Annotated in this window: 14 protein-coding genes and 2 pseudogenes; 5 read left to right on the forward strand and 11 right to left on the reverse strand. The window is 69.4% G+C overall.

The window, feature by feature from the left end; translation table 11 throughout:
• Positions 1–79: 79 nt before the first annotated feature.
• The 5 genes and pseudogenes from TTH_RS04895 to TTH_RS04915 form a co-directional block, all read left to right on the forward strand.
• Positions 80–484: pseudogene (locus TTH_RS04895) on the forward strand (ATP-binding cassette domain-containing protein); the annotation flags it as partial.
• Positions 481–786 (forward strand): annotated as a pseudogene (locus tag TTH_RS04900) (ABC transporter ATP-binding protein C-terminal domain-containing protein); the annotation flags it as partial. The pseudogenes TTH_RS04895 and TTH_RS04900, both read left to right, overlap by 4 nt.
• Positions 783–1,193 (forward strand): hydroxyphenylacetyl-CoA thioesterase PaaI, encoded by a 411-nt coding sequence (gene paaI / locus TTH_RS04905; protein WP_011228333.1) that lies wholly within the window; start codon positions 783–785, stop codon positions 1,191–1,193. The pseudogene TTH_RS04900 and the gene paaI, both read left to right, overlap by 4 nt.
• Complete coding sequence (locus TTH_RS04910; RefSeq protein ID WP_164926050.1) at positions 1,150–2,484, forward strand: phenylacetate--CoA ligase; 1,335 nt, start codon at positions 1,150–1,152, stop codon at positions 2,482–2,484. The genes paaI and TTH_RS04910 overlap by 44 nt, the downstream gene beginning before the upstream one ends.
• 2 nt (positions 2,485–2,486) lie before the next feature.
• Positions 2,487–2,912, forward strand: a complete 426-nt coding sequence (locus TTH_RS04915; RefSeq protein ID WP_011228335.1) for a thioesterase family protein — start codon at positions 2,487–2,489, stop codon at positions 2,910–2,912.
• 42 nt (positions 2,913–2,954) lie between these two features.
• Here TTH_RS04915 and paaZ read toward each other — a convergent pair whose 3' ends face one another.
• The 11 genes from paaZ to TTH_RS04970 all read right to left on the reverse strand — a co-directional run bounded on the left by paaZ (position 2,955) and on the right by TTH_RS04970 (position 13,317).
• The gene (gene paaZ, locus TTH_RS04920) at positions 2,955–4,961 is read right to left on the reverse strand and encodes a phenylacetic acid degradation bifunctional protein PaaZ (RefSeq protein WP_011228336.1); all 2,007 of its coding nucleotides are present in this window, start codon (positions 4,959–4,961) and stop codon (positions 2,955–2,957) included.
• Between the two features lie 14 nt (positions 4,962–4,975).
• Positions 4,976–5,431, reverse strand: a complete 456-nt coding sequence (gene paaD, locus TTH_RS04925; RefSeq protein WP_024119364.1) for a 1,2-phenylacetyl-CoA epoxidase subunit PaaD — start codon at positions 5,429–5,431, stop codon at positions 4,976–4,978.
• Positions 5,425–6,171 (reverse strand): 1,2-phenylacetyl-CoA epoxidase subunit PaaC, encoded by a 747-nt coding sequence (paaC, locus tag TTH_RS04930; protein ID WP_011228337.1) that lies wholly within the window; start codon positions 6,169–6,171, stop codon positions 5,425–5,427. The genes paaD and paaC overlap by 7 nt, the downstream gene beginning before the upstream one ends.
• Positions 6,164–6,685 carry a phenylacetic acid degradation protein gene (locus TTH_RS04935; protein WP_011228338.1) on the reverse strand — a complete coding sequence of 174 codons (522 nt, stop codon included), beginning with the start codon at positions 6,683–6,685 and terminating at the stop codon, positions 6,164–6,166. Before TTH_RS04935 ends, paaC begins: the two co-directional genes overlap by 8 nt.
• Before the next feature lie 9 nt (positions 6,686–6,694).
• Positions 6,695–7,666, reverse strand: a complete 972-nt coding sequence (gene paaA / locus TTH_RS04940; RefSeq protein WP_011228339.1) for a 1,2-phenylacetyl-CoA epoxidase subunit PaaA — start codon at positions 7,664–7,666, stop codon at positions 6,695–6,697.
• Positions 7,653–8,264, reverse strand: a complete 612-nt coding sequence (locus tag TTH_RS04945) for a TetR/AcrR family transcriptional regulator (protein WP_011228340.1) — start codon at positions 8,262–8,264, stop codon at positions 7,653–7,655. The genes paaA and TTH_RS04945 overlap by 14 nt, the downstream gene beginning before the upstream one ends.
• Positions 8,265–8,369: 105 nt before the next feature.
• Entirely contained in the window at positions 8,370–9,311 is a 942-nt protein-coding gene (locus TTH_RS04950; protein WP_011228341.1) for a tyrosine-type recombinase/integrase, read from the reverse strand.
• 51 nt (positions 9,312–9,362) lie between these two features.
• Complete coding sequence (locus TTH_RS11690; RefSeq protein WP_011173056.1) at positions 9,363–10,409, reverse strand: ABC transporter ATP-binding protein; 1,047 nt, start codon at positions 10,407–10,409, stop codon at positions 9,363–9,365.
• Between the two features lie 9 nt (positions 10,410–10,418).
• Positions 10,419–11,216 carry a carbohydrate ABC transporter permease gene (locus TTH_RS04960; protein WP_011228342.1) on the reverse strand — a complete coding sequence of 266 codons (798 nt, stop codon included), beginning with the start codon at positions 11,214–11,216 and terminating at the stop codon, positions 10,419–10,421.
• A complete protein-coding gene (locus tag TTH_RS04965; RefSeq protein WP_011228343.1) occupies positions 11,213–12,058 on the reverse strand; it encodes a carbohydrate ABC transporter permease in 846 nt (281 codons plus the stop codon). Before TTH_RS04965 ends, TTH_RS04960 begins: the two co-directional genes overlap by 4 nt.
• Entirely contained in the window at positions 12,055–13,317 is a 1,263-nt protein-coding gene (locus TTH_RS04970) for an MGH1-like glycoside hydrolase domain-containing protein (protein ID WP_011228344.1), read from the reverse strand. Before TTH_RS04970 ends, TTH_RS04965 begins: the two co-directional genes overlap by 4 nt.
• Between the last annotated feature and the right edge of the window lie 7 nt (positions 13,318–13,324).

Genomic DNA, 13,324 nt, shown 5'->3' on the forward strand with positions numbered 1-13,324 from the left:
TTCCTAGACTGGGAGGCGAACCGAACGGCCGTTAGTTTGGTCCAAACCGGGCAAGCCCGGTGCGGAGAAAAGGAGGGTCAAGATGAAGCTCCTGGAGAACGCGGCCCTGGCCACCTACGCCCGCACCCGGGCGGGGTTTTTGCAGGTCCTTTTCGGTCTCCACCGCAAGGAGGAGGCAAGGGCCCTGGCCACCGCCCTCGAGGCCCTCAGGCGGGTGGGCCTGGGGGAGCTTGCTTGGGAGCGGGCGGACCGGCTCACGGCGGGGCAGCAGCGCCTTTTGGAGCTTGCCCGGCTCCTCGCCTCGGGGGCGGAGGTCCTCCTTTTGGACGAGCCGGGGGCGGGGCTTAGGGCCGGGGAGAAGCGGGAACTCGCGAAGCTTCTTCTGGCCCTCGCCCGCGAGGGGTACAGCGTCCTCCTCGTGGACCACGACATGGACCTCGTCATGGGGCTCGCCGACCGGGTGGTGGTGATGAACTACGGGGAGAGCTCGCCATCGGTCGGGCCCTCATGGCCAGGCCCCGCCTCCTCCTCCTGGACGAGCCTTCCTTGGGCCTCGCGCCCCTCATCGTCCAGGAGATCTTCCGCACCCTGGCCGCCCTCAAGGGGGAGGGGGTGACCCTCCTCCTCGTGGAGCAGAACGCCAAGATGGCCCTTTCCCTGGCGGACCGGGGGGTGGTCCTGGAGGCGGGGGAGGTGGCCCTTTCGGGGCGGGCCGAGGAGCTTAGGGCAAACCCCCGGGTGGTGGAGGCCTACCTGGGGGCGGCGCGGGAGGTGGAAGGGGGATGAGGGACCCCTTCATGGAGGCCTTGGGCCTAAAGGTCCTCCACCTCGCCCCGGGGGAAGCGGTGGTGGCGGGGGAGGTGCGGGCGGACCACTTAAACCTCCACGGCACCGCCCACGGGGGCTTCCTCTACGCCCTGGCGGACAGCGCCTTCGCCCTGGCCAGCAACACCCGGGGGCCCGCCGTGGCCCTCTCCTGCCGCATGGACTACTTCCGTCCCCTTGGGGCGGGGGCGCGGGTGGAGGCGAGGGCGGTGGAGGTGAACCTCTCCCGGCGCACGGCCACCTACCGGGTGGAGGTGGTCTCCGAAGGCAAGCTCGTGGCCCTCTTCACGGGAACGGTCTTTCGCTTGGGAGGTGATGGGGATGATGTACCAGCCGGAACTGGAAACCTTGCCCCGCGAGAAGCTTAGGGCGCTTCAGGAAGAACGGCTCAAGCGCCTGGTGGTCTACGTCTACGAGCGGGTCCCCTTCTACCGGAGGCTCCTTGACGAGGCCGGGGTGGACCCCAAAGGGTTTAGGGGCCTCGAGGACCTCCCCCGGATTCCCTTCACCAAGAAGACGGACCTCCGCGACCACTACCCCTTCGGCCTCTTCGCCGTGCCGAGGGAGGAGGTGGCCAGGATCCACGCCTCTAGCGGCACCACCGGCAAGCCCACCGTGGTGGGCTACACCAAAAACGACCTCAAGGTCTTCGCCGAGGTGGTGGCCCGCTCCTTGGCCGCGGCCGGGGCAAGGCCCGGGATGATGCTCCACAACGCCTACGGCTACGGCCTCTTCACCGGGGGCCTCGGCCTCCACGGGGGGGCGGAGGCTTTGGGGATGACGGTGGTGCCGGTCTCCGGGGGGATGACGGAAAGGCAGGTCATGCTCATCCAGGACTTCCGCCCCGAGGTGATCTCCTGCACCCCTTCCTACGCCCAGACCCTGGCGGAGGAGTTCAGAAAGCGGGGGGTCTCCCCGGAGGAGCTCTCCCTGGAGTACGCCGTCCTGGGCGCCGAGCCCTGGACCGAGGCCATCCGCAAGCAGGTGGACGAGGGGCTTGGGGTGAAGAGCACCAACATCTACGGCCTCTCCGAGATCATCGGCCCCGGGGTTTCCAACGAGTGCGTGGAGGAGCGCCAGGGCAGCCACATCTGGGAGGACCACTTCCTGCCCGAGGTGGTGGACCCGGACACCGGGGAGCCCCTCCCCGAGGGGAAGGTGGGGGTTCTGGTCTTCACCACCCTCACCAAGGAGGCCATGCCCCTCCTGCGCTACTGGACCGGGGACCTCACCTTCCTCACCTACGAGGCCTGCACCTGCGGCCGCACCCACGTGCGCATGGGGCCCATCCTGGGGCGCACTGACGACATGCTCATCATCCGGGGCGTGAACGTCTACCCCACCCAGGTGGAGGCGGTGCTTCTGGCCATCCCCGAGGTGGAGCCCTACTACCAGATCGTGGTGCGGCGGGAGGGCACCCTGGACGAGGCCGAGCTCAAGGTGGAGGTCTCCGAGCCCTTCTTCCGGGAGATCGGCCGGGAGGTCCTCTCCGACGAGGTGGTGGAGGCGGACCACCGGCTCCACGCCCTAAGGGAGCGGATCGCCCGCAAGATCAAGGACAACGTCGGCGTCACCCTGAAGGTCACCCTCCTCCCCCCGGGCCAGGCCCCGAGGAGCGAGGGGGGGAAGCTCAGGCGGGTCCTGGACCTGAGGAAGTAGCCATGCGCCCCATCCCCGAAGGCTACGAGGCGGTCTTTGAGACCGTGGTCACCCCGGAGATGACGGTGCGCTTTGAGGAGCTGGGCCCCGTCCACCCCGTCTACGCCACCTACTGGATGGTCAAGCACATGGAGCTCGCCGGGCGCAAGATCATCCTCCCCTTCCTGGAGGAGGGGGAGGAGGGGATCGGGAGCTACGTGGAGGCCCGTCACCTGGCCTCCGCCCTCCCGGGGATGCGGGTGAGGGTCGTGGCCCGCCACGAGAAGACCGAGGGGAACCGGGTCTACGCCCGGGTGGAGGCCTACAACGAGCTCGGGGACCTCATCGGGGTGGGGCGCACGGAGCAGGTGATCCTCCCCAAGGCCAAGGTGGAGGCCCTCTTCCGGAGGCTCAAGGAGCGGTGGGAGGCGGAGCGGTCGCCCTCGTAGGGGGACCCCCCGCCTCCTCGGCGTGCGTCCCTCTGTCCCGGCTCAGGAACCCTTCGCCAAGGCCCCCTTTCGGGCCACCAGGGTGAGGACGGTGTAGGTGGCGACCGGCTTCCCTTCCTGGTTCACCACCTCCGCGGCCCACTCCACCACGCCCGTCTTTTCGTCCCGGGGGCGCTTGCGCTTCACCGTGAGGCGGACCTGGAGGGTGTCCCCGGCCCCCACGGGCTCCAGGAAGCGCAGGCCCTCGAGGCCGTAGTTGGCGAGCACCGGGCCCGGGGCGGGGTCCACGAAAAGCCCCGCTGCGGCGGAGAGGACGAAGTAGCCGTGGGCCACCCGCTTCCCGAAGAGGCTCTCCCTGGCGGCGATCTCGTCCGTGTGGGCGTAGAAGTGGTCCCAGGAGAGGGCGGAGAAGAGGGCGATGTCCGCTTCGGTGACGGTGCGGCGGTGGGTGGTGAGGGTCTCGCCCACCTCGAGGTCCTCGTAGGCCTTGCGGAAGGGGTGGACCTCCGCGGGCTTTTCCGCCCCCTTGGCGTACTCCCCGGTGAGGGCGGAGAGGAGCCAGGGGTCGGCCTGGAGGGCGACCCGCCCGAGGTGGCGCCTCACGGAGAGGAGGCCGCCGAGCTCCTCGCCCCCTCCCGCCCGCCCTGGCCCGCCGTGGAGGAGGCGGGGGAGGGGGGAGCCGTGCCCCGTGGAGGAGGCCGCGGTGCGGGCGTTCAGGAGGTGAAGCCGCCCCACGTAGGGGGCGAGGGCCAGGAGGTAAAAGCGCGCCTCCTCGGGGTCGGAGGTGGCGAGGGTGGCCACGAGGCTTCCCCCGCCCAAAGCGGCAAGCCTCGCCGCCTCCTCCCGGCTTCCGTAGGGGAAGAAGGTGGCCACGGGGCCGAAGGGCTCCACCTGGTGGAGGGCCCCGGGCCAGGGGTCCTCGGCGAGGAGGAGGGTGGGGGGGAAGAAGGCCCCGTCCTCCCGCCCGGGGTGCCTCCAGTAGACCCGGGCCCCCGCCTCCAGGAGGGCCGCCACCGCTTTTTCCACCTCCGCCTTCTGCTCCAAGGAGGCCAAAGGCCCGAGGTCCACGCCCTCCTCCCGGGGGTCGCCGAGCCTTAAGGCCTCGAGGCGCTTTCGGGTGGCCTCGAGGAGGGCCTTAAGGCGCTCCCTTGGCGCAAAGACCCGGCGGATGGCGGTGCAGCGCTGCCCCGTCTTGATGACGAGCTCCTGGGCGATCTCCTGGGCGAGGCGGGAAAGCTCCTCCTCCGTGGCCTTTTCCCCCAGGATGGCGGGGTTTAGGGAGTCGGCCTCGGCGTTGAAGAGGGCCCCCCGCTCCAGGAAGGCCGGGTGGCGGCGGAGGCGGTCGGCGGTGGCCTTGGACCCGGTGAAGAAGACGCTGTCCCGGTGGTCCAGGGCGTCAAAGAGGTCCCCCACGCTTCCCACGAGGAGCTGGAGGCTCCCTTCCGGGAGGAGGCCCGACTCCAGCATCGTCCGCACCAGGGCCTCGGCCACGTGGGCCGTGGGGGTGGCGGGCTTCGCCAGGGTGGGGACCCCCGCGAGGAAGGCGGGGGCGAACTTCTCCAAGAGCCCCCATACGGGGAAGTTGAAGGCGTTGATCTGGACGGTGATCCCCCCCTTGGGGGCGAGGACGTGCCTCCCCTGGAAAGAGAGGTCCTTGGAGAGGGGAAGGAAGTCGTCCTCGGGGAGGAGGTTGCCCTCGGGGAGGTTGCGGGCGAGGGAGCTATAGGCGTAAAGGACCCCGATCCCCCCGTCCACGTCGTACCAGGCGTCCCGCCTCGTCCCCCCCGTGGTGGCGTAGAGGCGGTAGAGGGCCTCCTTCCGCTCGGAGAGGTACTGGGCCAGGGCCCTAAGCCGCCTTCCCCGTTCCTGGAAGCCCAGGGCCAAAAGGGCCTTTCCGCCCACCTCCCGGCCCCAGGCCACGGCCTCCTTCACGGGGAGGCCCTCCGCCGTCACCCGGGCGAGGACCTCCCCCGTGCTCGCGTCCCGCACGGGGACGCCCTCGCCCTGGCCTTCCCGCCACTCGCCCATGAGGTAGCTTTGGAGCTTCATCGCGCGTCCTTTCCCTAGACGGTCTTAAAGGCCTCAAAGACCTCGCCGCAAGCGGCGCACTGGTAGAGCGTCTTGCAAAGCGTGGCCCCGAAGGGGTTCTTGAGGACCACCTCCCGGCTTCCGCACCGGGGGCAGGGAGGGTCTTCCCCGGCCATGGGGAGGGGAAGGGGCGGGGCGACGCCGTAGCCGAGAAGCTTCTCCCGGGCCTCCTCGGTCATGGCCTCGGTGCTCCAGGGGGTGCGGGCCTCCTCCACCTCCACCTCCTCGGCCCCCGCCTCCTTGAGGGCCCCCACGATCTCCTCCCGGATGAGCTGGATGGCCGGGCAGCCGGAGAAGGTGGGGCGGAAGCGCACCTTGACCCTTTTCCCCTCGGCCTCCACCCCCAGGACCATCCCCATCTCCACGATGTTGAGGACGGGGATCTCCGGGTCCTTCACCCCCTTTAGGGCCTCCCAGTACCGCTCTACCACGCTTTCGCCTCCCGGTCCCAGCGGGCCACGGACTGCATCTCCGCGAGGAGGGACCATAGGTACTCCGTGTGCTCCTTCCGGCTCTTGGGCACGTACCCCCCTTCCGGCACCTTGAGCCCCGAGCGCTCCAAATGGCGGGTGGCCTCCTCCAAGTAGCGGTCCCGAAGGGCCTTTAGGTCCGGCACGTACCCCGCCGCCCAAAGCTCCTCCTCCCCCGGCAAGGGCACGAAGAGCTGCTTGGCGTAGGGGAAGAGGGCCTCCAGGGCCTTCTGGGCCCGGGCGTGGCTCTCCTCCGTGCCCAGGCCCAAGCGCTCCACCCAGAGGGCGGAGTGCTTCAGGTGGAAGCGCTCCTCCTTGAGGATCCTCTCGGCCGCCTCCGCAAGGGGGGGGTAGGCGCTCTTCCTTGCCTCCTCCAGCCAGAGGTTCTCGTAGAGGTCAAAGAGGTACTGCCGGACCATGGTGAAGGCCCAGTCCCCCTTGGGAAGCTCCACCAAGACGGCGTTTTGGTACTCCAGGGGGTCGCGGAAGAAGACGAGCTCGTCGGGGTCGGACCCGTCCAGCTCCCGCCTTAGCTCCAGGTAGAGCTTGGCGTGGCCCAGCTCGTCCTGGGCCAGGTTGGCGATGGCGATGTCCTCCTCGAGGATGGGCGCGTGGGCCACCCACTCCGAGAGGCGTTGGGCGAGGACCACCTCGTCGTCGGCCAGGGCCGTGAGCTTCTCCACCAGGAGCTCCTCAAGCATGGCGCTCCTCCTTGGCGGTGACGAGCCCGTAGTAGCTCTGCAGGCGGTAGGTCTTCTCCCGGGCGGGGGCGAACCAGCTCTCCACCACCTCGGGCGTGGGCTCGGTGCCCACCACGAGCCTCTCCGGAACCGCCCAGAAGGCCACCCCCTGGGCCTCGAGGAGGGCCTGCTTCACCGCCTCCCCTGGGCTTTCCGCCAGGAAGCGGCCCACCAGGTCCCCGTAGACCATGCTCCGGCGGTGGCTCTTCTTGGCGAAGACCCAGTAGGCCTCTTCTTCCCCCAGGGGCCCTTCCAGGGCCTTGGGGTCTTTCAGGGCCTCCTGGGTCACGTGGAAGAAGGCCTCCGCCGGGGCCACGAAGAGGGCGTAAGCCGAAGGCCTCCGCACGAAGACGTGCCGGGCCACGAGGAGGGCGTGCTCGGGGTCCGTGGCGTGCACCGAGCCCACCATCTGGGGCAGGCTCCTTTCCGTGTCCTGCTTGATCACCTCAAACCGGGGCCACTCCGTCCCCCACATGGCTCCTCCCTAGTCCGCCGCCTGGGCGAGCCGCCTCTTGGCGTAGGCCTCCATGGCCTCCCGCACCCAGCGCCCCTCCTCGTGGGCCCTCCGCCGGGCCTCGAGGCGGTGCCGGTTCATGGGGCCTTCCCCCCCGATCACCTTCCAGAACTCGTCCCAAGGGATGGGGCCGTGGATCCAGTTCCCGGTCTTCTCGTCGTAGCGGAGGTCGGGGTCGGGGATGCTAAGCCCCGCATCCAGGAGCTCGGGGACGTGCTCGTTCAGGAACTCCTGGCGGATCTGGTCGTTGGTCTTGGTCTTGATGCCCCAGCGGAGGAGGAGGGGGGTGTGGGGGGAGTCGGTGTCGTGGGGGCCGGCCATCATCAGGGTGGGCCACCACCAGCGGTTCAGGGCGTCCTGGACCATCCGCCTTTGCTTCGGGGAGCCTTTGGCGTAGAGGAGGACCGCCTCCTTCCCCTGCTTGTGGTGGAAGGTCTCCTCGGCGCAGATGCGCACCATGGCCCGGGAGTAGGGGCCGTAGGAGCACTGGGCCAGCATGGTCTGGTTCTTGATGGCCATGCCGTCCACCAGCCAGCCGATGATGGCCACGTCCGCCCAGGTGAGGGTGGGGTAGTTGAAGATGTTGGAGTACTTGGCCTTCCCCGAGAGCAGGGCCTCCACCATCTCCTCCCGGGTGATCCCCAGGGTCTCGGCGGCGTGGTAGAGGTACTGGCCGTGCCCCGCCTCGTCCTGGACCTTGGCCAGGAGGATGAGCTTGCGCCTCAGGGAGGGGGCCCGGGTGATCCAGGCGCCCTCGGGGAGCATGCCCACCCACTCGCTGTGGGCGTGCTGGGAGATCATGCGGATGAGCTGCCTCCGGTACTCCGCGGGCATCCAGTCCCCGGGCTCAATCTTCTCCCCGCGGGCGATCCGGGCCTCAAACTCTTCTAGCCTTTCCTGGTAGTCGGGGTCCTCGGGGTAGCCGATCCTAAGCTTCACCATCTTCGCCTCCTTCCTCACGGCGTTCCCCTTCCGGGGAAGCCGCCACGCCAAGGGCCTTGAGGACCAGCTCGGCGTAGGCCTCTGCGAGCGCTTCCAGGGAGAGGGGGCCGTCGGGCCGGTACCACTGGTAGGTCCAGTTGAGGGCGGAGAGGACGAAGAGGGTGGCGAGCCGCACGTTCTCCACCCGGAAGACCCCCGCCCGCACCCCCTCCTCCACCACGGCCTGCACCCCCTCCTCGTAGCGGCGCCTCAGGGCCTTGGCCTCCTCGAGGAGGGGAGGGGAGAGGTGCTTCCACTCGTGGAAGAAGACCGTGGCCCGGGGAAGCTCCTCGGCGATGACCCGGAGGTGGCCCTTGACGAGGGCCTTCATCCGGGTCACGGGGTCTCCCGAAGGAAGCTCCTCCAAGACCTTCTGGAACCTCTCCGCCGCCTGGCGCACCACCTCCAGGAGGAGCTCCTCCTTGGACTGGATGTGGGCGTAGAGGCTCCCGCCCTGGAGGTTCAGGTGGCGGGCGAGCTCCCGCATGCTGGTGGCGTGGTAGCCCCTCTGGCTGAAGAGGTGCCCGGCGATGGTGAGGATCTGGCTCCGGCGGTCCATGGCTAACGGTCGTTTGTTAGTTTCGCACAACCTGGGCGAAGGGTCAAGTGTCCCCGCCACCCTGGCGGAACCTCCACGCCGGCCCAAGCCCGCTTGGGGCGGGGTTCAGAGCTCGGGGAGCCTCGAGGCCGCCTCCCGAAGGCGCTCCCGGGAGGCGTGGAGGTAGATCTGGGTGGTGGCGATGGACTCGTGCCCCAGGAGGTCCTTTACCGCGTCCAGCTCCACGCCCCGCTCCACGAGGAGGGTGGCGTAGGCGTGGCGGAGCTTGTGGGGGGTGAAGCGCCTGGGGTCCAGGCCCGCCCTGAGGGCGGCCTCCCGGAACTTGGCCTCCACCCAGCGGGCCGAGGGGACGTGGCCTTTGCGCCGCCCCTGCGAGAAAGTGAATATGTTCACATTTCCCTGCGGCCGTCCCAAGGCCTCCAGGACCTCCCGGGCCGTCTTGGAGAGCGGCACGAGCCTTTCCTTGTTCCCCTTGCCCACCACCCGCACCGCCACGGGGCTTCCTCCCTCGAGGACCACGTTCCGCCCCTTCAGGGAGAGGGCCTCGGAGATGCGGAGGCCCGTGCCGTAGAGGAAGCGGGCCAGGGCCTCGAGGAGGGCCGCCTCCTTCTCCTCGCGGAAGGCCTCGAGGAAGCGCTTGAGCTCCTCGGGGCCCGGGTGCAGGGGAAGCCGCCTCCCGGCCTTGGGCCGGCCGATCCCCTCCGTGGGGTCCGAGGCCGCCTCGCCCTTCACCTCCCGCAGGTAGCGGTAGTAGCTCCTCAGGGCGGCCAGGAACCCCTGGACGCGCCTTGGGGCCCAGCGCTCCCTAAGGAGAAGGGCCCGCACCGCCTCGGGGCTTGGGGAGAGGCCCTCCGCCTCGAGGAAGCGGAACCAGAAGGCGAGGTCCTGGAGGTAGCGGCGCACCCCCCTTGGGGAGTAGCCCCGCTCCAGGAGGAGGTACTCGGCGTAGGGGGCGAGGGGCCAAAGGGCCTTCTCGGGCCGTTTGAGGCCGATGGTTTTCCAGATCACGTGGGCTGCGGGGCCTTCCGGCATGGGGGCATTATACATGCGCGAAATGTACCTTTCGCGAAGATAGGGGGGCCGGAGGAAAATCCGCCCTCAGGCGAGGGCCTTCCCCGTCTTTGGGTGGAAGAGGCGGACCCGGCCCGGGTTAGGCCGCACCCAGACCTCCTCCCCAAAGGCCACGGAGAAGTCCGGGTCGGCCAGGGCCCGGAAGGTCTCGCCCTCCCGTTCCAGGGTGAGCTGGAGGTGGGGGCCCAGGGGCTCCACCACCAGGACCCGGGCGCGGAAGGCTCCTTCCGCCTGCTCCTTGGACACGCGGAGGTCCTCGGGTCGGACGCCCAAAAGTACCTCCCCCTCCACCGGGCTCGGCACGGCGAAGCCCTCGAGGACCACCCTCCCCCCCAGGGCCCCGGCCCGAAGGAAGTTCATGGGGGGGTTGCCGATGAACCCGCCCACGAAGGTGTCCGCCGGGGCGTGGTAGATCTCCGTGGGCGTGCCGAGCTGGACGATTTCTCCCTGGCGCATCACGGCGATGCGGTCGGCCAGGCTCATGGCCTCCACCTGGTCGTGGGTCACGTAGAGGGTGGTGGTCCGGGTCTCCTTGAGGAGCCGCTTGAGCTCGGCCCGCATTTCCAGGCGCAGGAGGGCGTCCAGGTTGGAGAGGGGCTCGTCCATGAGGAGGACCTCCGGCTCCACCGCCAAAGCCCGCGCCACCGCCACCCGTTGGCGCTGTCCGCCGGAAAGCTGGGCGGGGTAACGGTCCAGAAGCTCCTCAATGTGGAGAAGGGCCGCCACCTCGCCCACCTTCCTCCGGATCTCCTCCTCGGGGCGCCGCTTCATCCGCAGGCCGAAGGCCACGTTCTCGTAGACGGTGAGGTGGGGGAAGATGGCGTAGTTCTGGAAGACCATGGCGATCCCCCTAAGCCTCGGGGGCAGGTGGGTAACCCGGCGCTCCCCGATGTAGACCTCCCCGGAGGTGGGGGCCTCGAGGCCCGCCACGATGCGGAGGAGGGTGGTCTTCCCGCACCCCGAGGGCCCGAGGAGGACGAGGAACTCCTGGTCCCGGACCTCGAGGTCCACCCCCTTCAAGGCCTCCACCTTGCCGAAGCGCTTGCTGACCTTTTCCACGCGGATCCCGGCCATGATGCCCTCCTAGCGGCTCGCGATGCCCCAGAGGGTGAAGAGGTAGCGCCGCACGGCGAAGATGAAGACCAAGGCGGGCACCACCAGGAAGAACCCTCCGGCGAACTTAAAGGGCAGGGGCGACTCGTCCAAGAGGGAGAGGAGGAAGGCCGTGAGCGTCTTGTTCTGCAGGGTGAGGACGCTTGCGGCGAAGACCTCGTTCCAGGAGGTGATGAAGGCGAAGATGGCGGTGGCGGCGAGGCCCGGCAGGGCGAGGGGCAAGACCACCTTGAGGAAGGCCTGGCTCCGGGTGCACCCCAGGGTCCAGGCGGCCTCCTCCAGCTCCTTCGGGATGGAGAGAAAGAGGCTTGCGCTCACCATCACCGAGAAGGGCAGGGTGAGGGCGGTGTGCACCAGGGCCACCCCCAAGGGGGTGTCGTAAAGCCCCACCCGCAGGAAGAGGACGGCGAGGGGCAGGGCCAGGACCACGATGGGAAAGGCGCGGGTCAGGATGAGGAAGACCCGGAACAGGTCCCGCCCGAAGAAGGGGTAGCGGGCGAGGGCGTACCCCGCGGGCGCCCCCAGGAGGAGGCTGAAGAGCATGGTGAGGCCCGCCACGGCGAGGCTCGTGGCCGTGGCCCGCCAGACCCCCTCCACCCCGAAGAAGAAGCGCAGGGTGTCCAAGGAGACCTCCCGGGGCCACAAGGCCTTGGGCCAGGCGTAGACCGCCTCCCTGGGAGCGAAGGCGCTCAGGGCGATGAGGTAGATGGGAAGGAGCACCCAGAAGGTGAAGACGAGGGCGAGAAGCCAGGGCCATACCCGGCTCATCCGTACACCTCCTCCCGGACGCGGAGGGCCCGGAGGTAAAAGAGGGTGGCGGCCACGGAGACGAGGAGGATGAGGACGGCGTAGGCCGCCGCCACCCCCGGGTTCTGGTAGTCGGCGTACCAGAAGTAGGCCTCCCCCGCCAGCACCGGCAGGTTCCGGCCGGAGAGGGCCACCACCACGGCGAAGACCTCAAAGGCGAGGACCGTGCGCAGGATCAAGGCCGTCTGGATGCTGGGCTTGAGGAGGGGGAGGGTCACCTTCCGGAACCGGACCCAGGGCGTGGCCCCGAAGACCTCGGCCGCCTCGTGCAGCTCCCTGGGGATGAGCTGGAGGCCCGCCACCAGGATGACGAGGACCAAGGGCGTGGCCCGCCAGACCTCCGCCGCCACCACGGCGAGGAAGAGGGCCGTGGGGTGCTCGTAGGTGAGCCAGCCCACGGGCTCCTCCAGGACCCCGAGGGCGTGGAGGAGGGTGTTGAGGTAGCCCCGCTCGGTGAAGATGGAAAGCCACACGATCCCCGCCGCCAGGTCCGAGATCCCGAGGGGCACGGTCCAGAAGTAGAGGAAGAGGTCGCGCCCGCGCCCGAGGCGTTCCAGGAGGAGGCCCATGGCCAGGGCTAAAGCGAGCTGGAGCGGGACCACGATGGCGGTGAGGAAGAGGGTGTTCCGCAGGGCGTCCCCAAAGTAGAGGTCCTGGGCCATCCTGCGGAAGTTGCCCAAGCCCACCCCCTCCCCTTCCCGGAAGGCGAGGACCAGGGCGCTGAGGAGGGGCCAGCCGAAGAAGACCAGGAGGAAGAGGACGGAGGGAAGGATCAGAAGGTAAGGAAGGTACCGGTCCTTCATCGCGTCCAGAAGAGGGCCAAGGCGGCGCTCCAGGAGAAGCCCTCACCCCCCCTCCCCTGCCCCGTAAGGGGGTCGTAGTACTCCCGGAAGCCCTCCCGCTCCATGAGGGCGAGGGCGTCCGCCTTGAGCCTTGCCGCCAGGGCGGCGAAACCGTAGTCCCTAAACCCCTCGGCCACCATCCAGTTGACGTTGATCCACACCGGGCCCCGCCAGTACCGCCCGGGTTCAAAGAAGGGGCTCGTGGGGTCCACGCTGGGAAGGAGGTAGCGCGCCTTTTCCCCCCAGCGCTCCGCCTCTTGGGCGAGGAGGCTTGCCCGCCCCTGGTGGGGCGTTCCGGCGAAGAGGGGCAGGAAGCCCGCGGAGGTCTTCACCGCGATGGGCTCCCCGGCCACGAGGTCCCAGGAGAAGTAAAACCCCGCCTCCCGGTCCCAGAGGGCCTCGAGGCCCACCTCCCCCCGCACGATCCACTCCTCAATCTCGTAGGGGTCCTCCTGAAGGAGGACGGCGAGGGCGTAGAGGTCCCGGTTGGCCCGCTGGAGGATGGCGTTGAACCCCACGTCCACCACCTTGAAGGGGGACTGGCGGTAGATCTCCCGGGGGTCGTACTCCAGGCGGCGGAAGAGGTAGAGGAGGGAGAGGTAGCGGTCGTAGTCCTCCTTCCTGGGCCGCTCCTCGGGGTTCACGTGCTTCACGTCCCGCCGCTCGTAGGGGGGGAGGTTCTCCACGGGCACCCGGCTCAGGGGCTTGTCCCAGGCTGGGCTGTTGTCCATGCCCGACTCCCAGGGGTGGACGATGACCACGAGGCCGGTGCGGTAGGGGTCGCGGGCGTGGTAGAGCCAGCGGTGGAAGGCGAGGAGCTTGGGAAAGAGGTACCGGGCCCGCTCCCGGGCCCGGTCCCGGTCCGGGTCCTTCTCGTAGAGGTAGCGGACCACCGTGGCCACCACCGGGGGCTGGGTGATGCCGGAGGTGGCGGGCTGGGCCCGGGCCTCCCGGCCCCAGACGTCGGGGCCGGGGAAGTAGTCCCGGCTCTGCTCGTGGAAGACGATGTGGGGGAGCATCCCGTCCGGGCCTTGGCCGTAGTCAAAGAGGCAGAGGAGCTCCTGCCAGGCCCGCTCCCAGTCCACCTGGGTCCACCCCAGGGCGATGAAGGCCGAGTCCCAAAGCCACTGGTAAGGGTAGAGCCCGTGCGCGGGGACGGTGAAGGCCCCCCGGCTGTTGCGCTGGAGGACCTCCACCGCCTTCGTCCTCAAAGGCGCCACGGGCTCA

It is taken from the genome of Thermus thermophilus HB8 (assembly GCF_000091545.1).
GTDB classification, from domain to species: Bacteria; Deinococcota; Deinococci; order Deinococcales; family Thermaceae; genus Thermus; species Thermus thermophilus.